Annotated in this window: 29 protein-coding genes and 2 pseudogenes; 13 read left to right on the top strand and 18 right to left on the bottom strand. The window is 49.9% G+C overall.

The genetic code is table 11. The features are described from left to right. Nucleotides 1-405: 405 nt before the first annotated feature. Nucleotides 406-660 (top strand): hypothetical protein, encoded by a 255-nt coding sequence (locus tag MKQ70_RS31925; protein WP_248078815.1) that lies wholly within the window; start codon nt 406-408, stop codon nt 658-660. A gap of 5 nt (nt 661-665) precedes the next feature. Here MKQ70_RS31925 and MKQ70_RS31920 read toward each other — a convergent pair whose 3' ends face one another. The 3 genes from MKQ70_RS31920 to MKQ70_RS31910 all read right to left on the bottom strand — a co-directional run bounded on the left by MKQ70_RS31920 (nt 666) and on the right by MKQ70_RS31910 (nt 2,440). Further along, complete coding sequence (locus MKQ70_RS31920; protein WP_248078812.1) at nt 666-1,049, bottom strand: hypothetical protein; 384 nt, start codon at nt 1,047-1,049, stop codon at nt 666-668. A 165-nt stretch (nt 1,050-1,214) separates the two neighbouring features. After that, on the bottom strand, nt 1,215-1,409 hold the full coding sequence (locus MKQ70_RS31915) for a hypothetical protein (protein WP_248078810.1): 195 nt from the start codon (nt 1,407-1,409) through the stop codon (nt 1,215-1,217). Beyond that, the gene (locus MKQ70_RS31910; RefSeq protein ID WP_248078808.1) at nt 1,409-2,440 is read right to left on the bottom strand and encodes a multidrug effflux MFS transporter; all 1,032 of its coding nucleotides are present in this window, start codon (nt 2,438-2,440) and stop codon (nt 1,409-1,411) included. Before MKQ70_RS31910 ends, MKQ70_RS31915 begins: the two co-directional genes overlap by 1 nt. 454 nt (nt 2,441-2,894) lie before the next feature. Here MKQ70_RS31910 and MKQ70_RS31905 point away from each other — a divergent pair, with 454 nt between their 5' ends. Continuing rightward, complete coding sequence (locus tag MKQ70_RS31905; protein ID WP_248078806.1) at nt 2,895-3,344, top strand: DinB family protein; 450 nt, start codon at nt 2,895-2,897, stop codon at nt 3,342-3,344. Here MKQ70_RS31905 and MKQ70_RS31900 read toward each other — a convergent pair whose 3' ends face one another. Together MKQ70_RS31900 and MKQ70_RS31895 are read right to left on the bottom strand one after the other, a co-directional pair. Further along, the gene (locus tag MKQ70_RS31900; protein ID WP_248078803.1) at nt 3,345-3,752 is read right to left on the bottom strand and encodes a GNAT family N-acetyltransferase; all 408 of its coding nucleotides are present in this window, start codon (nt 3,750-3,752) and stop codon (nt 3,345-3,347) included. Between the two features lie 176 nt (nt 3,753-3,928). Further along, nucleotides 3,929-4,843, bottom strand: a complete 915-nt coding sequence (locus tag MKQ70_RS31895) for an acyl-CoA desaturase (RefSeq protein ID WP_248078801.1) — start codon at nt 4,841-4,843, stop codon at nt 3,929-3,931. Nucleotides 4,844-5,101: 258 nt separating this feature from the next. Between MKQ70_RS31895 and dctA the strand changes: the two are divergent. The 5 genes and pseudogenes from dctA to MKQ70_RS31870 all read left to right on the top strand — a co-directional run bounded on the left by dctA (nt 5,102) and on the right by MKQ70_RS31870 (nt 9,463). Further along, nucleotides 5,102-6,289: pseudogene (gene dctA / locus MKQ70_RS42965) on the top strand (C4-dicarboxylate transporter DctA). 76 nt (nt 6,290-6,365) lie between these two features. Then, nucleotides 6,366-7,052 (top strand): two-component regulator propeller domain-containing protein, encoded by a 687-nt coding sequence (locus MKQ70_RS31885; RefSeq protein WP_248078798.1) that lies wholly within the window; start codon nt 6,366-6,368, stop codon nt 7,050-7,052. 76 nt (nt 7,053-7,128) lie between these two features. Beyond that, a complete protein-coding gene (locus tag MKQ70_RS31880; RefSeq protein ID WP_248078796.1) occupies nt 7,129-8,301 on the top strand; it encodes a ligand-binding sensor domain-containing protein in 1,173 nt (390 codons plus the stop codon). Continuing rightward, nucleotides 8,298-9,053: a histidine kinase gene (locus MKQ70_RS31875; RefSeq protein ID WP_248078793.1), complete on the top strand. Its 756-nt coding sequence runs from the start codon at nt 8,298-8,300 to the stop codon at nt 9,051-9,053. The genes MKQ70_RS31880 and MKQ70_RS31875 overlap by 4 nt, the downstream gene beginning before the upstream one ends. After that, nucleotides 9,041-9,463, top strand: coding sequence for a LytS family sensor histidine kinase (locus MKQ70_RS31870; protein ID WP_248078790.1), 423 nt, complete (start codon nt 9,041-9,043; stop codon nt 9,461-9,463). The genes MKQ70_RS31875 and MKQ70_RS31870 overlap by 13 nt, the downstream gene beginning before the upstream one ends. Nucleotides 9,464-9,520: 57 nt before the next feature. On the opposite strand, the gene MKQ70_RS31865 is transcribed toward MKQ70_RS31870, so the two are convergent. The 6 genes and pseudogenes from MKQ70_RS31865 to MKQ70_RS31845 form a co-directional block, all read right to left on the bottom strand. Continuing rightward, entirely contained in the window at nt 9,521-10,759 is a 1,239-nt protein-coding gene (locus tag MKQ70_RS31865; RefSeq protein ID WP_248078787.1) for an MBL fold metallo-hydrolase RNA specificity domain-containing protein, read from the bottom strand. 29 nt (nt 10,760-10,788) lie between these two features. Next, the gene (locus tag MKQ70_RS40240) at nt 10,789-10,920 is read right to left on the bottom strand and encodes a hypothetical protein (protein WP_282456906.1); all 132 of its coding nucleotides are present in this window, start codon (nt 10,918-10,920) and stop codon (nt 10,789-10,791) included. Continuing rightward, nucleotides 10,917-11,426 (bottom strand): DUF4442 domain-containing protein, encoded by a 510-nt coding sequence (locus tag MKQ70_RS31860; protein ID WP_248078784.1) that lies wholly within the window; start codon nt 11,424-11,426, stop codon nt 10,917-10,919. The genes MKQ70_RS40240 and MKQ70_RS31860 overlap by 4 nt, the downstream gene beginning before the upstream one ends. 1 nt (nt 11,427) lies before the next feature. After that, a complete protein-coding gene (locus tag MKQ70_RS31855; RefSeq protein ID WP_248078782.1) occupies nt 11,428-11,928 on the bottom strand; it encodes a thioredoxin family protein in 501 nt (166 codons plus the stop codon). An 11-nt stretch (nt 11,929-11,939) separates the two neighbouring features. Next, a pseudogene (gene ppk1 / locus MKQ70_RS31850) lies at nt 11,940-13,945 on the bottom strand (polyphosphate kinase 1). 94 nt (nt 13,946-14,039) lie between these two features. Beyond that, the gene (locus MKQ70_RS31845) at nt 14,040-15,323 is read right to left on the bottom strand and encodes a Pycsar system effector family protein (protein ID WP_248078779.1); all 1,284 of its coding nucleotides are present in this window, start codon (nt 15,321-15,323) and stop codon (nt 14,040-14,042) included. 84 nt (nt 15,324-15,407) lie between these two features. Here MKQ70_RS31845 and MKQ70_RS31840 point away from each other — a divergent pair, with 84 nt between their 5' ends. The 4 genes from MKQ70_RS31840 (at nt 15,408) to MKQ70_RS31825 (ending at nt 19,940) form a co-directional block, all read left to right on the top strand. Continuing rightward, on the top strand, nt 15,408-16,016 hold the full coding sequence (locus tag MKQ70_RS31840; protein ID WP_248078776.1) for a hypothetical protein: 609 nt from the start codon (nt 15,408-15,410) through the stop codon (nt 16,014-16,016). 35 nt (nt 16,017-16,051) lie between these two features. Further along, complete coding sequence (locus tag MKQ70_RS31835) at nt 16,052-16,270, top strand: NHL repeat-containing protein (RefSeq protein ID WP_248078774.1); 219 nt, start codon at nt 16,052-16,054, stop codon at nt 16,268-16,270. Between the two features lies 1 nt (nt 16,271). Then, on the top strand, nt 16,272-17,234 hold the full coding sequence (locus MKQ70_RS31830; RefSeq protein WP_248078771.1) for a metallophosphoesterase: 963 nt from the start codon (nt 16,272-16,274) through the stop codon (nt 17,232-17,234). A gap of 63 nt (nt 17,235-17,297) precedes the next feature. Further along, entirely contained in the window at nt 17,298-19,940 is a 2,643-nt protein-coding gene (locus MKQ70_RS31825) for a BamA/TamA family outer membrane protein (protein ID WP_248078769.1), read from the top strand. 117 nt (nt 19,941-20,057) lie between these two features. On the opposite strand, the gene MKQ70_RS31820 is transcribed toward MKQ70_RS31825, so the two are convergent. From MKQ70_RS31820 to MKQ70_RS31790, 7 genes are all read right to left on the bottom strand, one after another. Continuing rightward, nucleotides 20,058-20,429 (bottom strand): hypothetical protein, encoded by a 372-nt coding sequence (locus MKQ70_RS31820; protein ID WP_248078759.1) that lies wholly within the window; start codon nt 20,427-20,429, stop codon nt 20,058-20,060. Between the two features lie 55 nt (nt 20,430-20,484). Continuing rightward, on the bottom strand, nt 20,485-21,066 hold the full coding sequence (locus MKQ70_RS31815) for a hypothetical protein (RefSeq protein WP_248078756.1): 582 nt from the start codon (nt 21,064-21,066) through the stop codon (nt 20,485-20,487). Further along, entirely contained in the window at nt 21,032-22,099 is a 1,068-nt protein-coding gene (locus MKQ70_RS31810) for a hypothetical protein (protein ID WP_248078753.1), read from the bottom strand. The genes MKQ70_RS31815 and MKQ70_RS31810 overlap by 35 nt, the downstream gene beginning before the upstream one ends. A gap of 28 nt (nt 22,100-22,127) precedes the next feature. Continuing rightward, the gene (locus MKQ70_RS31805; RefSeq protein WP_248078751.1) at nt 22,128-22,388 is read right to left on the bottom strand and encodes a hypothetical protein; all 261 of its coding nucleotides are present in this window, start codon (nt 22,386-22,388) and stop codon (nt 22,128-22,130) included. Nucleotides 22,389-22,513: 125 nt separating this feature from the next. After that, entirely contained in the window at nt 22,514-23,152 is a 639-nt protein-coding gene (locus MKQ70_RS31800; protein WP_248078749.1) for a DUF3267 domain-containing protein, read from the bottom strand. Then, nucleotides 23,152-24,381, bottom strand: a complete 1,230-nt coding sequence (gene lysA / locus MKQ70_RS31795; RefSeq protein ID WP_248078747.1) for a diaminopimelate decarboxylase — start codon at nt 24,379-24,381, stop codon at nt 23,152-23,154. The genes MKQ70_RS31800 and lysA overlap by 1 nt, the downstream gene beginning before the upstream one ends. 53 nt (nt 24,382-24,434) lie before the next feature. Then, nucleotides 24,435-24,830 (bottom strand): RNA-binding S4 domain-containing protein, encoded by a 396-nt coding sequence (locus MKQ70_RS31790; RefSeq protein WP_248078744.1) that lies wholly within the window; start codon nt 24,828-24,830, stop codon nt 24,435-24,437. 115 nt (nt 24,831-24,945) lie between these two features. Here MKQ70_RS31790 and MKQ70_RS31785 point away from each other — a divergent pair, with 115 nt between their 5' ends. Further along, entirely contained in the window at nt 24,946-25,158 is a 213-nt protein-coding gene (locus MKQ70_RS31785) for a hypothetical protein (RefSeq protein WP_248078740.1), read from the top strand. Then, nucleotides 25,116-26,366: a cation:proton antiporter domain-containing protein gene (locus MKQ70_RS31780; protein WP_248078737.1), complete on the top strand. Its 1,251-nt coding sequence runs from the start codon at nt 25,116-25,118 to the stop codon at nt 26,364-26,366. Before MKQ70_RS31785 ends, MKQ70_RS31780 begins: the two co-directional genes overlap by 43 nt. Nucleotides 26,367-26,519 lie beyond the last annotated feature (153 nt).

Raw genomic sequence — 26,519 nt, 5'->3', positions numbered from 1 at the left:
ACTTCCGCCCAGCTGCCCTGAGAGGCTGCTGTCATAAACGTGCGGTCACGGGTGGACAGGGCCGGCGTTCCGTTGTCATCATCATTGCTGCAGGAAAAGAGAAGCACTGGCGCCATAAAAGCTGCCCACCATCAGTAGTGTTCGAATTTTCATAAAATAATATTTAGCACCGTCACACAAACGCCATGCTGCCAATTTGCCGCTGTATCCGGTGGTTCTACCCCAAACAGCCATGGTGGCCTGTGTAAATTTCAATAGCGACTGCCTGCCTTGCCGGTAATGGAAAATTTGCGGGGAAACACAGGCTCTTTATGTGGAACTCATGCATTTTGTTGGAGAAACAATAGGTACGGGGATTTCTGGTACGGAATTTTATACATAAATATCAGATCAAAATCATTCACCATGGATACTTCTATAATAACGGTGTACATTGATCACAGGCCGTATAACTTCTACATAGATGTTAACGCCGACGAAGGTACCACCACCTACCAGGTACTCGCTCCGGGAGAGCAGTTTTACAGCATTGCCGAGGCGAACAAACAGGTACAGGAGGTGAGCGCAGATCTTGCGCCGTTACAGGACAGGTTAAGGGTAGTTGAAAGAGAACAGGTCGCCAGGATCATCTGGCAGGAGATTATAGATCAACTCAGTTAATAACCTTATACGCCCCTTTTGCGCATAACTTCCAGCAGGGTCGTGAACAATTGTTGCGGACGCCCCACACACATTTCCCTGAAAAACTCTGCCCATGTCATATCTGCATGACAGGCCGATAAGGTAGTCCCATCATTAAACCGCAGAAACAACCGGTCATACAGCATTACCAGCTCATAACTGCCTTTGGATTTCATCAGACTATGATGCAATGCACTTTGCGGAAAAAAACGTTTGCATTCTACCGGCTTTTCACGGTACATTTTTTCCAATAACACGTATGTAACGATCGCTTCAGGAATTTTGAAAGCGGACGAAAGTTGATGCGCAAGCATTTTATAGCTGAGATCCCTGGCGCCAGGCGGAGCGTAGTTTTGTAATGGGGCCATAACGCGGCAATTGTTAAATGGTAAATCGAGTTTTCTTGTTTTAGTTCAAGGGGACGACGAATTTAGCGAAAAAAGACCTGATTACCAATTAATTTCACGAACCACCACATAAAAAAAACTGCCATACATAGATGGCAGTCTACAAATGTTCAAATTAAAATATTTTTAATGTACGGCCATGCCTGCTTCAGCCCCGGTTGCTAACCGGGCGATATTACGGCGGCCGGTCAGCAGCGCGCCAAGCGCCAGCAGACTGCTTACCGCCATGACGGACACCATGGGCAAAGCGCCCATCTTCTCATCAAACAGGCTAACACACACAGAAGCCAGTGTACCAACTCCCATTTGCATAGCGCCCATCAGGGCCGAGGCACTTCCGCATTCCGCGAAAACGGCGCGAGCGATAAAGCCGATGTATTGGGGTTGGTAAGCCCCAGGCAGCTGAGATAGATAAACAACAGGAACAAGGTAATACCCAATCCGAACCAGCCATTCATGACACCGATCACAAAGATGATCGCGGTAATTGACTGGCAGATCAACGCGAACGGCACAATCTGCTCACTCCGGAATTTGCGGAGGATGAGCGTATTCAGCTGGTTAGAACCGATAAAGCCCACTGATAAAGCCGCAAAGATCCACCCGTAAGTCTTTTCACTAAGCCCGAACACTTTCATAAATAAAAGCGGGGAACCTGCCACGTAAGCAAATAAACCAGAGAACGCGAACGACCCGGCTACGGCAAACGTGTAAAACTGCGGCTCACGGATCACCGAAAGGAAATTATTGATGATAGGCCCGGGTTTCAGCGACAACGATGTGTCGGGCAGATAACTGTCGGGCAGGTAGTAAATACAAACAAGCAGGAGCAGCGCCCCCATACCGCCGAGCACCCAGAACACCGAAGTCCAGCCCCAGGCGGCGGTTACATAGCTCCCCACCGTTGGCGCGATCATCGGCGATGCACCTACGACGAGGAATAGCAGGGCAAACACTTTAGCATTATCTTCTACCGGGAACAGGTCGCGCACCATGGCAATAGATGCCACGGCTGCAGCACAACTACCTATCGCCTGGATAAAACGTAGCGCCACCAGCTGATCGATAGTGCCGGCGAACGAGCAGCCGACAGAAGCCAATATATATAACACCAGGCCTATGAACAACGGCGGTTTGCGGCCGAAACGGTCGAGCAGCGGGCCGTAGAGAAGCTGTCCGGCCGATATGCCGATAAAATAACTTGATAGCGACAGCGACACGTGCGACACCGTAGTATCCAGCGAGGTGGCAATAGCCGGGAATCCCGGCAGATACATATCTATCGAAAAAGGACCTAACGCAGTGAGCGAGCCCAGTATGAGTACTAATGATATAAACGTCTTCCTTTCCATGCGACCTTTGATTTGAACATAAAATCAGCCCTACCTGAAGCAATTGCTTCCGGTTATAGAGCGTTTCAGAAAATTTCGTGGATTGTTAAAAGAGAGGTGATTGTAGGTTCGGCTCAAAGGTAAATACTTTTTTTAATGGATTGTATCGATTCCTTCAAGATGGGCTTTTCGTGCACTATTCGTGCACTCCCCGTGCACTGTTCAAGCACTCCCCGTGCACTCCCCGTGCACTCTCCCTCTAGAAATTTTGCATTTCAGCCGCGACACTTTGCGACAATCACGACATATTGCGACAATCACGACACTTGACGACGATACGCGACAACAGGGCTTGCGGGATGAATTTATGAGGGTAACTTTAGCTTGTTGAATAGCGAGAAAAGGCTGAAGTGAGTGACCCACGGCCGCTGAAAAAAGTACGGATGCTGGTCCCAAACTTGTTAAATTTATACACATGATCACACAACAATACGAGATGGTGAAGGGTTCGCGGCAAGTGCTGCTGGCGTATTGCGACAGCCTTAGCGATATGCACTTTACCGCGCCTTGCGCAGGTTTTGGCCACGGCGGCAGCATTCGCAATCTGCTGGTGCATACCTGTACCACTTACCAGGCCTGGATCGGCAAACGTGCACTGCAGCTGGACTTTCCATATGCTGCTTTTCACGATGTGCAAAATGTGGACGATGCGCGGCAGCTGTTCGCCTCGATAGATCAATTGCTGGAAGCTTTTTTCACGCGGTTCTTGGATATGCATGAACTCGTAAACGTACCGCAGGGGCCAACTTCCGCGCTGCAATTATTTACGCACGTGACCACGCACGAATTCCATCACAAAGGGCAGATTTTGTCGATCAGCCGGCACTTTGGGTACACGCCGGTGGATACGGACATTATGCGGTGATCAGAGTTTTTCCATCATTTTTTCGGGATGCGCGAGTCCGCGGAAACCAAACTGCTCGTACAACCGGTGCGCATCGCTGGTGGCTAACATCCAGCGAGACAAGCCCTGTAACGACGGATGTTCGCTGATATGCTGCATAAGCAATTTGCTGATCCCCTGTCCGCGGAACGACTCGAGCACGAACACGTCCATGATATACGCAAACACGGTATAATCGGTCACCAACCTGGCAAACGCCACCTGGACGCCCGCTTCCGTATACACCCCAAAGCAAAGCGAATGTTCGATGGTACGCTCCACCTGCTCCCTGCTTCTGTTCCGTGCCCAGTAAGACCTGCGGCTGAGAAACTCCGTAATAACATCGACATCCAACTTTTCCTTATCCGTAGAAATATAAAAGTTGTTCATGCTTCAATATAACGATTAAAAACAATAAGGCCGCTTCGTAGCCGGAGCAGCATTTTAGGGGAATTTGCTCCGTCCTGAAATAAGTTGACACTTAAAACGAACTTATTTCAGGACGGAGCAGAGGCATAAAAAAGGCCTCCCTTCCGGAAAGCCTTTTCAATATTCTACGTGTAATATTAGTCGTGTACCGGCTCTACAATGGGCACAGCAGCAGCATGCGGCGCGTTCACCTTATTACTTTCCTTCACTTTTTCAGGCACACCGCGAATATCCCACACGATACCAAATACGCCCAATGTGCGAATAATATAATAAGTGATATCGATCTCCCACCAGTAAAAGCCCTGACGGGTAGCGCTCTGGTAATAGTGGTGATTATTATGCCAGCCCTCGCCCAGTGTCACCAGCGCCAGCACCAGGCTGTTGCGGCTTTCGTCACCGGTCTTGTAACGTTTACCACCAATTTTGTGCATCAGTGAGTTAATGGTAAAAGTACCATGAAACAACAGCACAGTGCTCAGAAAAAAGCCGATCAGCAAGGTAGAAACGCCAGCAGACCAGTCGAACCAACCGGCACCGTTCACCTTATTACCTACGAAATACACAGCAACAGCGAGTATTACAGCAGGCACCCAATGATACCTGTTAAGCCAATGCAGCTCCTTATGATCTTTCCAGTCTTTGATCAGATCATAACGGGTTTCTTTATGCTCTTCCGTCATGATCCAGCCAATATGCGAATACCAGAAACCATACAATTTTGCTGAGTGCGGATCCTCTTCGGTATCGCTGTGCTTGTGGTGCACACGGTGGTTAGCCGCCCACCATAAAGCGCCTTTCTGCAGACTGCTCTGCGCACCACCGGCCAGGATAAACTGGAACCAGCGCGACGTTTTGTACGACCGGTGAGAGAAATAACGGTGATAACCACCCGTTACGAAGAACATACGCGCCACGTACAATGCAGCACACAAAATCCAGTCGAACGCGGTCACATGCGTAAAAAATGCCAACAAGGGCACGAAATGTATTCCTATAAAATCCAGCTCCCGGAGCCAGTGAATTTTTCCTCTTTGTGGTGTGTTATTCATGAAACGAAATTATAAACCCTTCTATTCCCAATTAATGATTTTGATCAGCGCACGAGGTGCGATTGATCCTGCAAATATACGCCTATCTCGCGAGCCGCCTAATAGATAATCCTTATCCGGGCATTAACTTCTCCTAATAAGAATATTTTTTAACATTATCTTAAAGGCCAAATTTTTTAGCTGCGTCATGAAAAAACTGTTCGGTCATCTGTATTTTCAGGTTATCATTGCTATCATCATCGGTATTATCGTCGGTCTGTGCTTCCTGGATTCGCACCCACCGCCAAACTCATCAGCGAGTTATTTATCAACCTGATCAAAATGCTGATCGCTCCTATTATCTTTTTCACCATCGTTTTGGGTATTGCGAAAATGGGAGATATGAAAAAGTGGGGCGTGTGGGCGGAAAAGCCCTGCTGTACTTCGAAATTGTTACCACCCTCGCGATCGGCATTGGCCTGCTCGTGGCCAATCTCGTAAAACCCGGGCACGGCGTCGTATTCCACAATGAAAACGTCGCCAAGGTAGCAGAGTATAAGGAAAAAGCCGCCGGCATCGACTGGATGGACTTCATCCGCCACATTATCCCATCTAATGTAGTAGAGGCCTTTGCACAGGGCGATGTATTGCAGGTACTCGTATTTTCTGTGCTTTTGGCTGGGGACTTACCAAAATGGGCGCTACCGGCGATTCTATTATCCTTAATTTCGAGAAGCTGTCACAGGTATTCTTTAATATCTTAAAATTCGTTATGAAGCTGGCGCCGATCGGCGCATTCGGGGCATGGCCTTTACCATCGGCGAACACGGCTTGAAAGCGCTTGAACCTTTGGGCAAACTCATGGTGAGCGTCTATATTACCATGTTTCTTTTCATTTTTATTATTCTTGGTACGATTTGCCGCTTTTATAAGGTAAGTCTCTGGCAATATTTAAAATTTATCCGCAAAGAATTACTGATCGTGCTCGGCACTTCCTCGTCGGAATCTGCCCTGCCTGGCATTATGGAGCGCCTGGAACAACTCGGTTGCGCACGCCCGGTGGTGGGACTGGTAATCCCGGCCGGATATTCTTTTAACCTCGATGGCACCAGCATCTACCTGTCTATGGCCGTTATTTTTATGGCCCAGGTGTTTAATGTACCATTAACACTGGGACAGCAGGCATCTATTATTTTTATTTTGATGATCACCTCCAAAGGCGCCGCGGGGGTGACGGGCAGCGGTTTTATCGTACTCGCCTCCACGCTTGCCATCCTGAAGGTCATACCCACCGAAGGGCTCGCGATCCTGCTGGGGGTCGACCGTTTTATGTCAGAAGCCCGTGCCATCACCAACCTGATCGGCAACGGCGTGGCCACCATCGTGGTTGCTAAAAGCGAAAACGCCTTCGACGAAGAAAAATACCGTGCCGCCATTGCCGGACAAACTCCTAACATGACAAGCTGAAAAAGAGTATTTTCGGTAACGAACAATCGCTAATGGCCTTTTATAGACACTGGTTACGAGTCCTGATTACGCTAATATGCAGTACCTCCTGCTACGCGCAGCAGTCACCGAACGCCTATACCTTCAAGCACCTCACCATGCAGGAAGGTTTGGCGAGCAATCACGTGTCCGCCATTCTCCGGGACCGCAAAGGTTTCATCTGGATGCCAGCACTGCGTTGCAGCGGTATGATGGCGCCAACTTCATTACCATCGCGGATTACAACCGTGTACCGGGTTCTATTTACTACGAAGATATCTGCCTGATGGAAGACCGTAAAGGCCGCATCTGGGCAGGCACTCCCGATAATATTCGTATGTACGATCCTGTTACTGCGCGGGAATCGGTAATGCCCGTGCAAGTGGGCCTCGATGTATCACAGCAGGGACTATCCTGCTATAATCTGCTGGAAGATCACCATGGCGAAATATGGGCCACTACCCGCGCCGGACTGCTGCAGTACGATCCCTCGAAGAAAGCGTTTCTGCGGCCGGCAGCGATTCCGGATAGTATTTGCAGGCAGATGAACAGCGGTATCGGTGAGGATGTTCATGGTAATTTGTGGATCAGCGGCACCCGCAATCTTTACATGTTTAGCAAGGACAGGAAAACGCTATACGGGCAATACAATAATACCGGCCAGGTCGCCGCCCTCAATATTCCCGCCAGCGCAAAAGATTTTTTCCGACCACCGCGGCAGGCTGTGGATAGCGGGCAGGAATAGTATACTGTACCGCTACAACCCCACCAGCAATGAACTGAAAGAATATGTTTTTCCGCACCCGGACAAAACCGCCAATGTGCGTGCCTACGATATTGCGCTGGACATGAACCACAACCTCTGGGTAGCCACGGAGCATAGTGGTATTTTTAAGTATGATAGTCTGGGCGACAAATTCTCCGAACACATCACCGGCAATCGTAAAGATGAACTGGGGCTGCATTACGAATATGAAGTCAACTGCTTCCTGAACGACCGCGACGGCCACCTATGGATCGGAACAGACCTCGGCGTAAATATCCTGAGTCTGCACAGCCAGTCCTTTACCCGCCTGGACCATCGCAGCAACGTATCCGCCAACGACGCTAAACTTCCTCGCTCCGAAGTCACCGATATTTTCCAGGGTCCGAACGGCGATGTGTTTATTGCCTATTGGGGCCAGGGATTGGCGTGGATGGACAATCAGTTCCGGCTGAAGCAACATTTCAGCGTAAATGAAAATGACCCGGAACATAGCCTGCCCGAAGAGCATGGACTTGTATGGAGTATTAACGCCTTGTCTGATGGCAACATCCTTGTCGGACAGGAAAATGGCTATCTGTCCGTATTCGATCCCCGGCAGCGGCGGTTTACACACTATCAGCCCAGGGCATTTAACGACCAGACGGTATTGACAATGGAGCCGGAGAACGATTCCACCGTATGGGTAGGCCTCTACAAACGCGGCCTGGCCCGCTGGAATCCCCGCACCGGCGAAGCGGAACTGTGCGGCGATGTGCTCAAATACATTCAGCGCAGCACCTCCGTAATGGACATTGCCAGGCAGGGCGATTCGCTGTTGTGGCTCGCCACCAGCACCGGCGGCATCCTGGTATTTAATACAGAAACGCAATCGGTCACGCGCCGGGTCGTGTTCTGGCAACACGGTCTCGACACCATCCGCAACATCAGTTGCCTGTACAATCTTAACGACAGCACCCTGCTCGCCGGCACAGATCATGGCCTGTTCCTGTATCACACTAACACTCACAGCTACGAGGCGTTGAAGGTAAACGACACCTTTTTTGATGAATGGGTGCTCAGCCTGAGGGTTCCAAATACAACGGCATATGGCTCACCACGCAATACGGCTTCTACCGTTTCGATCCGCGGGGCAAAGCACTCACCTCGTTTGTTCAAAACGACGACATCATTGACAACGACCGAAAAGTTCGACGGCGCATTGCCCTCCTGCGCGACGGGCGACTCATGACCGGCGCCTCCGATCACGTGCTGGCCTTTGACCCGCTGCGACTGGTAGCTTCGCCGCCACCGCCGGATGTAACAATTACCGGCTTCCGCGTGCTTGATCACGACATGATCATCGATTCGCTGATCTCCAACAATCAGCCGGTAAAACTCAACTACCGCCAGAACTTCATCAGTATAGAATTTAAGAGTTTACAATACCACCAGGAGCGCCTGCGCTACTTTTTTAAACTGGACGGCGTGGACGAACGCTGGGTTAATGCCCGGGGACTGCTCACCGCAAGGTACACCAACCTGGCGCCGGGCAGCTACACGTTCCGTGTGCGCAGTGTGAACACCGCAGGCATTTTTTCCGAGAATATGACCACCCTCGATATCGTGGTGCAACCAGCATTCTGGCAAACCTGGTGGTTCCGGCTGCTGTTATTTCTGTTTGCATTGAGCCTTGTCTACGGCTACTTCCAGGCCAGATTGTACCTGGTAAAACGCGATGAAAAAAGACGTGCAGCCTTCCAACAACGGATCGATCAGCTGGAAATGAAGGCGCTACGTGCGCAAATGAACCCGCATTTTATCTTCAATTCCCTGAATTCCATTCAGACATTTATGTTGAAGAACGAAACGGAACAGGCCCTCTCCTATCTCGGCCGCTTCGCCCGGCTGATCCGGAATGTGCTGGATCACTCACAATTGAATAACATTTCCATCACGAAAGAACTGGAGATGCTGGAAAACTACCGGAATTGGAGCGGTTAAGGGTCTCCGGGCAATTTGATTACAAACTGGTGCTGGATCCCAAGCTGGATGCGGATTATACAGAAATACCGTCCATGATCATCCAGCCGTTTTTGGAAAATGCCATCTGGCATGGGCTGATGCACAAAAAGGGAAAGGGGTTACTTCTTCTAAGCTTTAAAGTTATTAATGATCGCATTCTGTGTACCATCGAAGATAATGGCGTGGGGCGCGAGGCTGCCACCGCACTTAAACAGCACAGCAGCCAGCGGCACACCTCCAAGGGATTACAGATTACCCGCGACCGTCTCTCTTTATACAACAGCCGTTTCGGCATGGACGCCTCTTTCGATATCGAAGATCTCCGGGATGCAGATGGGCAACCTTCGGGAACGCGTGTTAATATCTGGTTTCCCCTGATAGAAGATTAATAAAAAGGCCACCGGCAGCTGCACCGCCCGTGGCCCGATATCAACATAAATAGAAATTTAAACGCCGATCTCGAAATGCCTGTCCGGGATCGTCACATCTTTATACCCCTTCTTGTGCAGCCAGTCCCGGAAATGTTGCTGCACATCATACTCCCCGTGCACCAGGAACAGCTTTTTCACATCACCCGGATGCTGGCAGGCAAGCCACTGGCTCAAGTCTTCGTAGTCACCATGCGCACTTAGCGAACGGATAATGCCCACTTCCGCCTTTACTTCATATTTAGTACCAAAGATGGAAACTTCTTTCGCGCCGCGCATCAGGCGACCACCCAGCGATTGCGGCTCGCAGTACCCCACCAGCAGGATCGTATTTTTCCATTCATCGATCGAGTTGGCGATGTGGTGTTTTACCCTGCCCGCTTCGGCCATACCCGATGCGGAAATAATTACGCAGGGATCTTTACGGAAATTCAGCAACTTGGACTCAGATACGGATTTGATGTAACGCAGTCCGGGAAAATCGAAAGGATCTTCATCCTTCTCCAGCAACTTCTGGATAGTGCGGTTAAAGCATTCCGGGTGTTTACGCGTAACATCCGTAGCCTCCATGGACAGCGGACTGTCCACGAAAATATCCACGGGCGGCAGGATACCGTTCAATTGCGCGTTGTTCAGCGCGAATAATAATTCCTGGGTGCGGCCCACGCTGAACGCAGGTATAATCAGTTTCCCTCTTTTTTTAATGCAGGTTTCATGGATGTATTTCAATAGCTCCTCGTCCGCTGGCGCCACGTCGGTATGCAGCGAGTCGCCATAAGTCGATTCCATGATAATCACATCTGCCTGCGGAAATTCTTCCGGCGATTTTAAAATCACATCGCGGTAACGGCCAATGTCACCGCTAAATGTCACCTGTTCTGTTTTGCCATTTTCGGTGATGCGAAGGTGCACGGCCGCGCTGCCAATAATATGACCGGCGTCGGTAAACATCACTTCAATGTCATCATCGATGCGGAACCACTGCCGGTACATGATGGGCCGAAGCTGGTCCAGCGCACTTTTAGCATCATCGATAGTGTAGAGCGGCTGCAGGTAGGGCCGGCCTTCGCGCGCCATTCTTTTATTGGTGAATTTGATATCGTCCTCCTGGATTTCGGCGGAATCCATCAATAATATTTCAGTCAGATCTTTCGTGGCGTGCGTGCAATAAATCTTGCCCGAATACCCCATTTTCGTCAGGCGTGGGATCAACCCGGAGTGATCGATGTGGGCGTGGGACAAAATCATATAGGTCACATCTTTCGGTTCAAACCCAAATTCGCGGTTTAGGGAATCTGTATCCGGCCCCATGCCCGGAACATGCCACAGTCTAACAATATCTTCTTTCCATTCTTTAGAGTGATGAGGTGTTTGGAGCCGGTAACGGTGCGCGCCGCGCCGTGGAATGCAATTTTCATGATCGATGCTGATTTGCTTTAAAAGACCAGGTAATGTTAAAGCTGGCAATCACCTGTCCAGCTTTATCCTTCCCCGTACTGTTAATTGTTATGGTGACCGGCTGCCCGGTAGTAATCGTTTCCGAAATCGCGTCGGCGATGGCCTGGCCCTCATGGCAGCTGAACCAGGTAATATCTTTCGCCTTTTTATTAAAAGCAGCTTCCATACCTGTAACTAACATGGATACACGTTGTGAAGCTGCCTGTACATACATCATGGCTAAAGCCCCGGTACTCATTTCCGCCGCCATAGAAAGGCACGCGAAGTAGGTGGAGCGAAAAGGGTTCTGCGAAAGCCATTTGAAAGGCACTTTCGCCGTGCAGGTTTGCCGGTCAAGTTGCGTTACACGTACGCCACTGAGCAGTGCTATAGGCAGTTTCGCCAGCAGGAACAGGCGGAAATTCCACCGGTTGTTCATCTTCCGGAGAAAAGCGTTTACAGCACTATCATTGATGACGGCCGGCATGTTACGATTTATTTACCGCGGCGGGCGACCAGTTCCTGAAGAATCCCATGATCTTACGCTTATCGTAACTGTCCGCCGACTCCAGCAGACCGCTGTCCTGGATGTGCAGCAATTTGCCCTGCCCGTCCAGCACCAGCAACACCGGGAACCCGAAACGTTGTGGATTACCGTATTTGGCCAGCAGCGGCAGATTCTGGTTCTCCTTGCTATAATTGAGATGATATACTACATAGTTCGCGTCACGGTAGGTGCGCAAATCAGTGCTATCTTCCACGTATTTATACAGGCGCTTACACCAGATACACCAGTTGCCGCCCACCTGCACGAGTACATGCTTCTTTTCGGCCGCCGCCTTTTTAATAGCCGCGCCTAACTCCGCTTCCGCGTTGGCGGTCGGGTTGTAAATACTGTCGAGATGCCCCGGTTTGGGTTGCGGCTGTTGCGCTACCGCCGGGAGAGCCAGTAACAAAGAGCATCCTATTGCCATCAGGTATTTCATCATGAGCTGATATTTTATACAGCAGGCACTCCGGCCGGCTGCAGTTGTTTTACATAAGCGTAAATACCCGTCTGCGCGTTCACTTCCGGCTCGCCGGGGGCGGGAACGATGGGCACATTGCGCATTTCATTATCCAATATTACGGCATTTGTATTATCTGCCAATTGCAGGTCCAGGATCGTTTTTATCTGCCGTTTCAGTTCCGCGCCATATACCGGAAAACATACTTCGATGCGCCGGTGCAGGTTGCGGTTCATCCAGTCGGCGGAACCGAGGTACATTTCCTCCTTTCCATCATTGTGAAAAACAAAGATCCGCGCATGTTCCGGTACCTGTCCACAATACGCCTCAATGTAATATTGGGCGCGTAATCCGGTACCAGGCAGCAGATCCCGCGGATAATCAATTCTATTTTCACGCCCGCATGTCCCGCTTCATACAATTTTTCGATCATCGCCCTTTCCTGCAGGTTGTTCAATTTGATGACGATCGCTGCTTTTTTGCCTTCCCGCGCATGTTGGATTTCCCGGTCGATCATTTCTTTAAAACGATCGAGCAGGTTGAACTGGGCCACCAGCAATTCCCTGAATGGAATAAAACCGTACGCTTGCGGCTGCTGGCGGGTTTGCAGGTACAGGAATAATAGCTCCATTTCCTGCGTCATTTGCGCGTTGGCGGTCAACAATACATGATCGGTGTAAAAACGGGCAGTACTTTCATTAAAGTTACCCGTAGCCATTAGCCCTACGTGGTCCCAAACCTGGCCGCGTTGGCGTTTTACCAGCGCTATTTTTGCATGCACTTTTAACCCGGGGATGCTGTAAATAATCTTTACTCCCGCATCCTTCATGCGCTTCGCCCAGTGAATATTGTTCGCCTCGTCGAAGCGGGCTTTTAGTTCCACCAGCACGGTCACCTTTTTACCGTTCCGGGCCGCGCTGATTAACGCGTTCACAATCTGTGAGCCGGAAGCCACGCGGTACAGCGTTACATAAATTTCTTTTACATCGGGATCGATGGCGGCCTCGTTAAAGAAGCGCAATATATAATGATAACGCTGGTAAGGCAGGTGCAGCAATACATCCTGTTTTACAACCGTGTCCGGGATGGGTGCATGGTCCAGCACCGGCACATGCACCGGCGGAAACGGCGGATATTTGAGGTCCGGGCCGCTAACAGGCATGGGCAGGGCGTTCAGGTCTTTCAAATTGTGATAACGGCCGCCGGCAACACGTTCCTCAGGTAACACTTCAAAATAAGCCGCCAGTTGTTGCAACATTTCTTCCGGCATCGCCGGGTCGTACAGGAAGCGTGTCGGCAAACCAATTTCGCGATGAATGATCATCTTTTCCACCTGCGCCAACATATCACTACTCAGTTCATCCAGGTCCATTTCGGCGTCGCGGGTAATTTTCACGCTGTAACAGCCGTTGATCGTGTGATATGGAAAGATGTAAGCAAGATGCTCACGGATGATATCGTCCAGCCAGGCGATGTATGCGGGCGCCTGTCCCGGTAACGCCGGGAAGCGCGGCACATCCGCGGTAGGAATGTTTACGATCACGTAACGCGGCTCAGTAGCACCCTTCGGCGTGACGCTTACCGCAAAATACAGGGCATTGTTTTCCAGGAATACCTTCCCCGGTTTATCAAAATTGATCCAAAGCACCTGTAAATAAGACAGCACTTTGGTCAGGAAGAAGTCGGTCAGAAAATCCGCGTGCTCCGCATGCAGGGTTTCGCCGTAATACAGGTGTACACCTCTTTCGCGCAAGGCCGGCAGCACCTTTTGAGTCAGGATGCGTCCATAAGTCTCCTGCTGCATACGGATTTGCCCCCGGACTTTTTCCAGGATCGCCGAATCCGGCACGTCACCGTCTTTCAGCATTTTAGCCGGCCCTACCTGGCTCATGGCCAATATAGCCGGCATGCGCACCCTGAAAAACTCGTCCAGGTTAGAAGAGAAAATAGAAAGAAAATTAATGCGTTCGTATAGTGGTACACGTTCCTCCCCCGCCATCTGCAGCACACGGAAGTTAAATGAAAGCCAACTGAGGTCCCGGTCGAACAGCGGCGCGGTCATATGCTTATCTGCCTGGTTTGTCATGATTCATTTATCGCGCTACAGGAAAAAATACGGCTGCAATTACAAACGACAACACAGAAGCAATGAGCCCGAACATAAATATATTATAGGAAATGCGCAGCAGCTTATACTTGCGGCCAAGCACCACACCCAGGTGATAAATATCTTGGATCATATTGCCGTACAGGTATTCGGAATTCCTCATAATGGTTTCCATACCGCGTTCGTAATCGAGGTATTCCATCTGGTGAAAGTTGCCGAAGAACAATAGGTTCGCTTTCTTATCGCGGATATCCGCATCCGAAAAACGGCCGCTGCTCACATTCGGCCGCGTGGCTAACACTGCAAATATGATGGTGGTCACGCTCGTCATCAAAAATATAATGGACGGCAGAATGTAATTCGGATAATCTTCCAGCCGGCGGAACATCACCGACACCATGATCGATATAATGATCGAGTTTACCGAAATCATAATATTCGCCTTGGTATCGGCCATCTGGCTTAAATGAATATGATTGGTGGAAGTAGTACGGAACATGGTTTCTATACCGCGTTCGGGCTTCTTCACCTTCTTCTCTTTATCCTTGTCTTTCTCTTCCTTCAACTTGATTGTATGGATCATGGTTTGTGTTGGATCATTGGGCCCCGAGCCGGCCGGCGCTTCCATTTCTTTAGTAGCTTTATCAGCGGCTAAAAGAGCCTCCCGTTGTTTCTTCTCCAGTTTGGAACGGAGCTTTTCGAGATTCTCCTCCTTTTGCGCTTTCTGCAAAGTCTGGCAATAAGTGGTATGATAACGATGCGATTCCAGGAAAGCGATAGAACCAAGGGTCCATTTTTCTGAAGGAATTTTCTCACCGGTGACCAGTTCCGCTTCGGTACGCAGTTTTTTGTCGAGGTCGCGGTAATCCTTGGAGCCCGGGTGAAAGAGATCGGCATCACACACAATCTGCTCAAGCAACGTATCCGGATTTTGCGGTAGCCGCGTAGCCAGGATACAGGCGCTTACTCCGTCGACAAGGTGATCTGGCGCCTGTTGCTGTTGCAAAAACACCCGGGCCACTTCGGCGCCTTTTTCTTCATGGCCTTTGCGCACGCCGAGCACATAGCCCATGTCGTGAAACCAGGCCGCCACCATCACAATGGTAAGATCATCGTCGCGCAAACGGTAAAACGCACTGATCTGCGAGGCGGCTTTCACCACCTGGCGCGTATGTCCAAGGTTGTGATATACCAGCACGGGGTCGGCGTTTTGTTCGAACTGTTGGGTGACGTATGCTTCTGCAGCTTCAATAAGAGCGCCTGTTTTCATATGATTTTCGAGTTAAAAAGCAGCACTTGAATGACAGCAATTTACAGCATTTTTTGCGTTAATTTTACCTATCAAACTATGAGTATGAAACTGTATCCATGCTGTGCCCTGCTGCTGCTTTTACTGTCCTGTAACGGCTTAACCGAAGGCCAGAGCGGCAAAGCTCCCTCCCCTGAAGGGTACAACCTGGCCACCCCGGAGAAGTTGCGGGTACGAGGATCTATGCAAGAGATTTCCGGAATTATCCATCATGGCAAGGATGGCGAGTTTATGGCGATTAATGACGAAGAAGGCCGTATTTTCAGGATGGACGTAAGAGCCGACAAGCCTTACGAAAACTGGAAATTCGGGAAAAATACCGACTACGAGGACCTCGCCTTTACCGGCAAGGACTACTTTGTACTGAAGAGCAATGGCTCGTTGTTCCATGTGCAAAACATGTTTACCGACAGCATCAGCGCCGTGGAATATGAGCTGCCCGTCAAAGGCAGAAAGGAGTTTGAAACGGCTTATTATGATCGCAATGTTAACAGTATTATCATCATCTGCAAACACTGCGAAGGAGATAAAAAGCAGCACCGGACGAGTGCTTACCGCTTTAACCTGACAACGATGGCCTTCGACCCTGCACCTTTTTTCCAGATCAGTGTAGCGGAAATACTGGACAAGATGACAGAGAAAAAGAAAAGCTGAAAGCATTTCAGCCCTCGGCCGCAGCCATTCAACCATTGCAGCGCCGCCTGTACATCGTGGCCTCCGTAAACCACCTGCTGGTAATCACCGATCTGAAAGGGAAAGTAGAAGAGGTATACCAGTTGCCGCATACACGCTTTAGACAGCCCGAAGGCATTACGTTTGCGCCGAACGGCGACATGTTTATTTCCAATGAGGCCGGCGACGAAGGTTCGGCAAACATCCTGAAATTTAAGTATCAACCAGGCAAGTAATATGCAAGCATTCAGAAAGATAGCGGCAATGGCCGCTTTCGCCACCATGACGCAACTACCTGTCATGGCGCAGCAAACAAACGACAGCGTGTTACAACGCATCATCCTGATAGGCGATGCAGGTGAACTGCAAAACGGCCGCAATGCGGTGATCGATGCAGTGAAACAGCGCATCGACCTGGATAAAGGAAATAATACCGTGCTGTTCCTGGGCGATAATATTTATCCTAAGGGATTGCCACCGGAAGTAGCACAAAACTATCCGGGTGCCAAAGCCATTATCGATTACCAGATCAATCTTATTCGCGGCACTAACGCAAATGGTTATATTATTCCCGGCAACCACGACTGGAAAAAACAGGGCCCAGGCGGCTGGGAAACCGTACAACGCCAGCAGCGCTACGTTGACTCGCAATACCTCGCCAATGTGCAGTTTTTCCCAAAGGATGCCTGTCCCGGCCCGGTGGGCATACCGTTGGGCGACCAACTCCTGCTCATCATCATGGACAGTGAATGGTGGCTGCACCAGTACGAAAAACCCGGTCTCACCTCCTCCTGCGACTGCAAAACAGAAGATGAAGTGACCACCGCCATCACCGACGTAATTCTTCGTAATCCAGGCCGCCTCGTAGTATTCGCCACGCATCATCCATTCCGGAGTTACGGTCCCCATGGCGGCTATTATACCTTAAAGCAACATATTTTTCCTTTTACAGACAGACCTGAATCGCTCGCTGTATATTCCGCTGCCTGTTATCGGTTCTATTTATCCGGTTACCCGCGGCGTGTTTGGTACGACGGAAGATATTCCACATCCGCTTTACCAAAGAATGGTCAGGAGTGTAGAAGCTGCAATTCCCGAGGGACAGCCAGCCGTCTTCGTTTCAGGACACGACCATACATTGCAGTTTATCCGCGACGATCGCTTTCCTTACATCGTAAGCGGCGCGGGTGCGAAGGATAACCGCGTAAAAAAGGAAAAGGGTCTGAATTCGCGACCTGTGATAACGGCTACACCGTACTGGAAATGCTGCGCGACAGCACCATGCGCGTAGCTTTCTACGGCGAGCAATCGACGGCGCCGCTGTTCACGACCAACGTAATTAAGCTAACGGCGCATCGCCTGCAGCAAACGGCACCGATATCTGATAAAAAAATCGGTGATACGGTAATCATGGCCATTGATCCGCAGTACGACCGCGCCAACGGATTCCACCGCAAAATGCTTGGTAACAACTACCGCGCGGAATGGGCGCAACCCATGTCTTTCCCCGTAATGGACCTGAAACACGAAAAAGGCGGGATGAAAATTTTACAGCGTGGTGGGGGCAAACAAACTTACTCTTTGCGGCTGGAAGATGCCAGCGGCACGGAATGGGTGCTTCGATCGCTTCGTAAAAACCCGATAGTGGCCGTTCCGGTAGCATTGCGCGAAACGTTTGCGGTAGATTTAGTACAGGACCAGATATCGGCGGCCAATCCTTATGCGCCATTAGTCGTGGCGCCACTGGCCGAAGCAGCAGGTGTTCCGCACGCGAACCCCAAGTTAATGTACTTACCCAAAGACACCTCGCTCGGCATTTACCGCAACGACTTCGGCGACCAGATCTACCTGTTCGAAGAACGAGAACCCGGCAGCGAGAAAAAAAACATACAACACCGAAAAATGCTGGAGAAGCTGCACGGTGATAATGATAACCAGGTGGACCAGCACGCCGCTTTGCAGGCAAGACTGCTCGATATGCTGATGGCCGACTGGGACCGCCATGACGATCAGTGGCGCTGGGGCATGCAGAAAGAAAAGAAAGGCCGCTACAGTTTTTATCCTGTTCCCCGCGACCGTGACCAGGCCTTTTATGTGAACGAAGGTGTGATTACGCGCGTACTCAGCTGGCGTTTCCTGCTGCCATTCACACAGGGCTTCCGGGCGAAAGTACCGTACATACAAGGTTTCAACTTCAACCCAAGATATTTCGACCGCTCATTTTTAAATGAGCTCGACGCGAACGACTGGCATAAACAAACCCGGGCATTCGTGGCCACCATGAACGACGACGTACTCGCGAAAGCCGTACACTACTTCCCCGACAGCATCCGCAGTCTGCCCGGCACCGCACGCACGCTGGAAGTATTAAAAGCCAGGAGGGGTATTTTAGAAGAGCAGGCGCTCAAACATTATCGCTTCATCTCTAAAGGTGTAGATATTCCGGGCAGCGAGAAAAACGAATTGTTCCAGATCGAAAGGCAACCGAGTGGCGAAGTAAAAGTGAAAGTTTCAAAAATCGCGAAGAGCGGTGATGTGGAGCAAACACTCTACAAACGTACGTTTGATCCAAAAGTAACGAAGGAAATCCGCCTGTACAGCCTGGGTGGCAAAGATCGATTCGAACTGTACGGCAAAGATCACTCGCCCATCCTCATCCGCATCATTGGCGGCAAAGATGCGGATACTTATGTAGACAGCACTTCCGGGCACGTGGGTAAACGTGTACAGGTATACGATTTAAAGAACGGCGCCGATGCCTTCGGCTTCGCGCACAACAATGCGAAACTGCACTTATCGGACAAACCGGAGATCATTGACTATAACCGCAAGGCTTTCCTGTACGACAAAGTGGTGCCACTGGTATACGCCGGTTACAACCTCGACGATGGCATATCATTGGGAGCAGGAGTGCAATACACGAATCACGGCTTCCGCAAACTGCCTTTCAAATCCAAGCAGACACTGACTTTCAGCCATGCGGTCGCGACGCAGGCGTATAACTTCCACTACAATGGCGAGTTCACGGACGTTATCGGAAAAACCGACCTGTTGCTCGATGGCCGCATACGCGCGCCCCACAACACGATCAACTTTTTTGGATTGGGTAACGATACCAGGTTTGATAAAGAGATAACCGAAAAACCGATCCAGTACTACCGCACGCGCTTCAACTTTTACAATGCGGACGTGTTGCTGAAAACAAGGCTGGGCAATAAAGTGAGTTTCGCTTACGGTCCAACGCTCAATATTTATTCTTTTGATAAGGAGGATAACGACAACCGTTACATTAACGATTTTAATGATAACGGGCTGGACTCCATGAGCATCAACCAGAACAAATACCACGCAGGGGGCAAATTGCAGCTGGAGATCGATACCCGTAATAATCCGGTCATTCCATCGCGCGGTATTCACTGGACCACCACACTGACGGGAAATTTGGGTGTGGGCGATTACAGTAAGAATTACTCGCAGGTAAAATCGGAAATGAGCGTGTACATGTCGTTCCGCGTGCCGGCCAATTTTGTCGTAGTAACGCGGTTCGGTGGTGGGCATACCTGGGGTAGTTATGAATACTACCAGGCCCTGTCGCTCGGCAGCAACACCAACCTGCGCGGCTTCCGCAACGGCCGATTCGCAGGCCGTACCATGGCGTACAACAATACCGAATTCCGCCTGAAGTTATTCCAGTTCTCTTCGCGGGTACTGCCTGCATCGGTTGGGCTCATTGGCTTCAACGATGTAGGTCGCGTGTGGATGCCGGATGAAAAGTCCAGCTCATGGCATGATGGCTATGGTGGCGGTTTTTACCTTTCTCCCATAAACCTGTTCATTATTACGGCGGAACTGGCGCATTCAAAAGAAGGACTGCTGCCCTACTTCTCGCTCGGATTTAAATTCTAGCAGAAAAGATAAAAAACAAAGCCCCCGACGCAAGCAAATGCCGGGGGCTTCTTTATGCAAACTGTTGTATTGTTCAGAGAGCTGTCCCTTCACAAGTTAACCACGTCAGCTTTCTTATCATGCATCAAAATTAATCTCTACCCGCATCGCCTTCAGGCCGCTGATGCCTTGCAGCTCTTCCAGCTCCAGCATTTCAATACCAGGTTTCAAAATATTTTTATTCTGAAGGAATTCTATGTATTTGCGATACTCCTCCGCCTCGCGCGCATATGAATATACGAGTGCGATAGTGCCCGGCTGCGTTAACCGCTGTTTCGTTTCCCGGATGCGCACCTTATCGATCCGCTTTTTCATGATCTCGTAACGGATGTTGTACGCGCCTTCCACATCAAACCTGCGCTCGTCCTTGCGGAAGCTGATCTCGATCGGGTTGCTGTGCACCAGGATCAGTTGCGTGGTTTGCAGCGGCACTTTTAACGTTGGAGACAATTTATGTGTTTCACGCGCGATTGCCGCCATCGATGTAAGCTGCCACAGGCGAAGGTTACGGGTACAGCAGGTCAAACTTTTTATCCGGTGCAATAGACTGGCCAATGTAAATATTGTACTCCACACCGTCTGTCCGGTATTTCTCAAAGTAGCACGGGAAAGATTCCTGTACGTTTTCCCGCTCGTTTTCCAGGTACGCGTTCACGGCGGTATTGATCTGGCTGAGACTATCCTCATACTCCCTGCGGTGATGAAATACGTGGCCACTATCCTTATCTACATGAGCGAAATAATTTTCAAGTTCCGTTTTCAACTGCGGATAACCTTCGTACAGGTGCTGTAGTGTTGGCGCAATTTCCTGGTCCAGGAAATCATTGATGCGCACCTCATCCTCTGCGAACAGGGTGTCGCCGATGCTGTTGAGCAGCACATTGTTCTTATACTGAAGTTCCTCCAGCAACGGCAATTTTATCTGTCCATTGATGCTGTCGAACGTTTGCGCGATCAGTTGCAACTGTTCCCGCAAATCCTCGCGGATGGCGGCGCCACGTTCAATACTCGAATTACGGATATCGACGGCGCCGTACAATGGCTGCACGCCTTCAAAACGAATATTGCCTATCTCCTCGGGATTCATTGGCCAGGTAATCCCAGGCCGCTTCCGTAAACTTCCATTCCACCGCAGGTTGCAGGGCGGTAAACTTCTCTTTGATCACTTCCTGTATGCGTTCGCTGGCGATCTGGCGCGAGCGGCGCAGTAACAGTGCGATACTCGGGTACACGGGCATCAGCTGCAACATCACATCGTAGTCCAGTTCTTCGGCTACGGCGGAAGAAATTTCCAACACGCCGAGCATATCGTTTTCGTGATGTACCGGTAATAATATGTAGCTGTTTACTCCATTCAGGGGAAGATATTTCATGAAACCATATACCTGCGCCACGTCGCGGGTAACTTTGGAAAGCACAAGCGGTTCTTTGGTTTGCGTAAGATGTTCGAGCAACTGTAAATACAGGCTTTGCCGCTCACCCTCGTTGCGCGCGTTGCCCATCAGAATACTGGAGCTAACCGAGCATTCTTCAATCACCCATTTATTATTTACCTTTAAAAAGGGCATCACATTTACACGCACATCTTTGAGTGCGAGCAGCGATTGCAGGTAATCCTGCAATTGCAAATAGTTATGCTCTTCATTACCAGCACGCAGGTCGAGCACCATGTTTTTAATGCCCGTCATTACTTCCTGCTCGGTAACGTCCTGCACCGACCATACCACGAAGCCTTCCAGCTGGAACATTTCCAGTGGTAACAGTTCCTGTAAACGCGTAATACTACGCTGTTTCAGCGCCATTTTGCAGGCCTCGCCACAATCAAATACAGGTAATTCGCCCTTCACCTTAATATCCACAAAGCGCGAATCGATAAACACTTTTACATAGCGCTTAACGCCGGTCACCGGGTTCACGATGCCATGGATCATTTCGTTCTCCTGCTTCACCGGAAAATCGTACAGGCGTTCCAGTATGAGTTTATACAACCATACGAGTTTGTCCTTTTTCACCTTTTCCAACGACATGCCGGCAGGCACGGCTTTCAGCTCATCCCCATGAAGGGAGAAGGTATCGTGGAACATCTGGCTGTAGTGAAACAGCATAAACCGGTAGGGCATACCGATAGCGTAGATGTCCTGCTTTTCGTTATTGGTGATCGGAAATACCGTTGAAATGACCAGTCAAAGTAATCGCGGTACTTTTCGTCATTGTTTTTGATATCCGGGGGCCGAGCAATTCAGGTTTGCTCTCAAACTTATCAATTATGAGTTGGTAGAAAGATGCGGTTGCACCAGCGGAACTCGCGACCTTATCCTTCAGGAACCTGAGGAAGGGGACGAAAGAAACCTGCGTATCAACCAACAGATCGTCTTTGAAAAGCGCGGGATGTGCAGTCAACGTTTTCATATATACAAAAATAAAAATGCCAGGTAGTATGCGTACCTCTCTAAAGCATTACAAGTAGCAGCCGGTAGGAAAACTAATCAGATCTGTTCTAACAGTGAAGTGTGTAAATGCAAAGGTACACAAAATTAAGATTCCGAATATTTTTTCAGGTAGATATAAGTAGTACCCGTACCAGCATCATCAAACGTAAGGGGTTCGCTATCAATATATTTGAGAAAATAGGCGCATAATCCAAAATCACCCGCACAACAAAGTGTGTGGAAACTTAACAGGCTTAAGATCGTTAATTGCAGGGCCGGCCCACAGAAAAAGTACGTGATCAGGCCACCTAATGTAACCACCACGAACGGTGCCAGTCCTATGCGGTAATACTGCCGCGCGCCCAATACCTGCAGGTGCGACACCGCATAAAACATCAAATACCGCCACACTACACCGTACCGCACATCCCGTGCACCGTAATAGCGGAAAGCCAGTCCGTGTAGCCATTCATGTAAAGGGATCAGTACAAAGGTAAACACCACCCCGAGAAATAGGCGGTACACCACCCCGTTAAACGACAACTGCTTCAGGACCAGCGAGCTGGCGACTGAAGCAGTTGTTATCAACATAAAGAAGAAAATAATCAGTATAAAACCATTCCTGAAACCATTGCGCGTTTGTAATCCTTCGCGTACGGGTTCCAGCATTTCGCGGAAAGTGAACTGCGCGTGAAGCGTGTAACCCTGACTGGCTAACTGCCCGTGCAAACTTTCCGTGTCCATTAGAATGGTATTTCTACCTGGTTTTTCAGCAGGTCGTCGATCGTGTCGCGCTTACGGATCAGGTGTGCTTTACCATCTTTCACCAACACTTCCGCTGGTTTAAGGCGCGAGTTGAAGTTGGAAGACATTTCAAAGCCATAGGCGCCCGCGTTATAAAATACCAGCAGATCTCCTTCGCGTACCTCGGTAATTTTACGGTCCCAGCCAAACGTGTCGGTTTCGCAAATGTTACCTACCACGGTGTAAATCCGCTCGGTACCGCTCGGGTTCGAAATATTCTTGATCAGGTGGAAGCTGTCGTAGAACATGGGGCGGATCAGGTGGTTAAACCCGGAGTTTACCCCAACAAACACCGTAGCAGTGGTCTGTTTGATCACATTCGCTTTTACCACGAAATATCCTGCCTGGCTCACCAGGTACTTTCCTGGTTCGAACCACAGTTGCAGCGGACGTTTGTATTTTTTAGCGAAATTATTGAATGCCTCTGTCAGTTTTTCACCCAGCAGGTCGATGTCGGTTTCCGGATCGCCGGGCTGGTAGGCAACTTTAAAGCCGCTGCCCAGGTCAATGCTCTCCAGGTCAGGGAAGTGTTCGGTCATTTCGAACATGATTTCCACGCCGCGCAGGAACACGTCCACGTCCTTAATTTCAGAACCAGTGTGCATGTGCAGGCCCGTTACTTTCAGTTTGGTCGACTTAACGATACGCTCAATGTGGCGGATCTGGTGAATTGAAATGCCGAATTTGCTGTCCACGTGACCGGTAGAAATCTTGAAGTTACCGCCCGCCATGATGTGCGGGTTCAGGCGGATGCAGATCGGATAGCTGCCGCCGAACTTGTTGCCAAACTGCTCCAGGATGGAAATGTTATCGATATTGAGATTTACGCCCAGCTCTTTAGCGGCGATAATCTCGCTCAGATCAACACAGTTGGGTGTAAAAATGATGTTCTTCGGATCGAAGCCAGCCCGTAAACCCAACTCTACTTCCCGGATCGAAACCGTATCCAGTCCGCAACCGATCGAGTTCATGTAACGAAGGATGTTGATATTGGTCAGCGCCTTACAAGCATAGAAGAAACGGGTGTCCGACTTGCTGAAAGCCTGCTTCAGCTTATTATACTGCGTTTTTATTTTCTCAGCATGATAGATGTACACAGGGGTACCAAATTCTTCCGCTACTTTCACCAGTGTGGAGGCGGATAATACATCGCTTTGCGTTTTTGGCATCGATTTAATAATTAGAATGTGCGAAATTAATAGAAAAGGCGAAGAAATGACGATTATTCTTCCGGTTCCACCTCCATAAAGCCGTCCAGGTCGCGGCGTTCCTTTTTCGTAGGCCGGCCGATCTTACTCGGACGCTTACCCGTGTTAAAGCTCGAAGCCATCCGCTGGTTCGCCAGCTGATCCTCTTCGGGGGTAATGTCCACGTAGTACTTGATCGCTTCGGCGTAAGCCTGGCGGGTATGCAGCAAACCGGTTACTTCGATTTTCCACTTTCGGGCCTCTGTCCTTATTTCGTACTGGTCGCCCAGTGATACTGTCTTTGCCGCCTTTACTGGTGCGCCGTTTAGCCTCACTTTTCCACTATCGCAGGCCGCGGCGGCCATTGTGCGGGTTTTAAAAATGCGAATGGACCACAGGTATTTGTCCACTCTCAGTTTCTCGTTACTCATATCCTCAAATTTATTACAATTCCTTCATGCTACGAAAGGTTACCCCGAGGTGATTTTGCAGCCTGGCGCGGATTCAGGGAATATATTTTTTATCTTTCGCACTGAACTATCGTGTATGAAGAAAAGTTACTTGTTCTACCCGCTGATCATCGGGGTGTTCGGCCTCCTGATCTGGTTTATTATTTCCAAAGGTGAACTGCTGCAGCACGACATTCTTCCGGCAGTTACCGAACTGCCTGTGAAGCCCTCCCCGGACACAGCATCCTGTCCGAATTCAGCCATCACATGCAACAACCGTTGGCCCTGCTATTGGTACAGATCGTATTGATCCTTGCCGTATCTCGACTGTTCGGTACCCTGGCCCGTAAAATAAACCAACCTGCGGTGGTGGGCGAAATTATCGCCGGTGTGGTATTAGGCCCTTCGCTGTTCGGCCTGTTGTGGCCCGAAGGTATGGCCACCTTATTTCCCAAAACAAGCCTTAATAATTTACAATTCCTCAGCCAGATAGGCCTCGCGTTCTTCATGTTCATCGTGGGCATGGAACTGGATATACAAAAGATTCGTAACAAAGCACATGATGCAGTAATGATCAGTCATGCCAGTATCGTGGTGCCTTTTTTCCTTGGGGTAGGACTCGCCTACTTTATTTTCCAGCAACATGCACCTGCCAATGTGAATTTCCTGCCGTTTGCCTTATTTATGGGTATTGCCATGAGCATCACGGCCTTTCCCGTACTGGCGCGTATTGTACAGGAACGTAAACTCACCGGCACCCCGCTCGGTACCCTGGCCATCACCTGCGCCGCGGCCGACGATGTAACGGCCTGGTGTATCCCGGCCTGCGTGGTAGCCATTGCACAGGCAGGTTCTATCGCAGGCGCCCTTATTACCATCGCGCTGGCGGTAGTATTCGTGTTCGGCATGCTGTACATCATCAAACCATGGCTGAAAAAACGCATGGTAAAACAGCCGGAAGAAGGCGGTGAAAAAATGAGCCAGCGTAACGTTGCCCTCGCGTTTTTCACGCTGCTTATTGGCGGTTATGTGGCCGAAGTAATCGGCATCCACATGCTGTTTGGCGCCTTCCTTGCCGGCGTGATCATGCCCGAAGAAATGAACATCAAACAGATGCTGGCCGATAAACTGGAAGATGTAAGCATTCTCATTTTATTACCGATATTTTTCGCTTTCACGGGTTTGCGTACACAAGTAGGCCTGCTGAACGAAGGTCATCTCTGGGGCGTTTTCGCTATGATCATGGTCGTAGCCGTAGGCGGCAAATTCGGCGGCAGTACACTGGCCGCGAAGCTGGTAGGCCAGTCATGGCCCGAAGCGCTGTCCATCGGCGCGCTCATGAACACCCGCGGCCTTATGGAACTGGTGGTGCTCAACATTGGTTACGATATGGGCATCCTCACCCCGCAGATTTTCGCGATGATGGTACTCATGGCCCTCGCCACTACCTTTATGACCGGTCCTATCCTGGACACAGTCAACTATGCCACGAGACGCAAAGCGGCCATAGCATTATAATAACATACTTCATCGTAAGGAAAATCTCCATGCAACACATGTTTGCATGGAGATTTTTTTGAGATGTCAGTATGCCGCGCCCCATAGCCTGAAGTTTCCGCCCGCTGTCCGCTTACCGGTAATAAATCCGGTAAACTGAGGCTATTACAGCTA

The sequence above is a fragment of the Chitinophaga sedimenti genome (genome assembly GCF_023156195.1).
Classification (GTDB): domain Bacteria; phylum Bacteroidota; class Bacteroidia; order Chitinophagales; family Chitinophagaceae; genus Chitinophaga; species Chitinophaga sedimenti.
The sequence above is the reverse complement of the archived record's forward strand: the minus strand, read 5'-3'. Positions and strand labels throughout refer to the sequence as shown.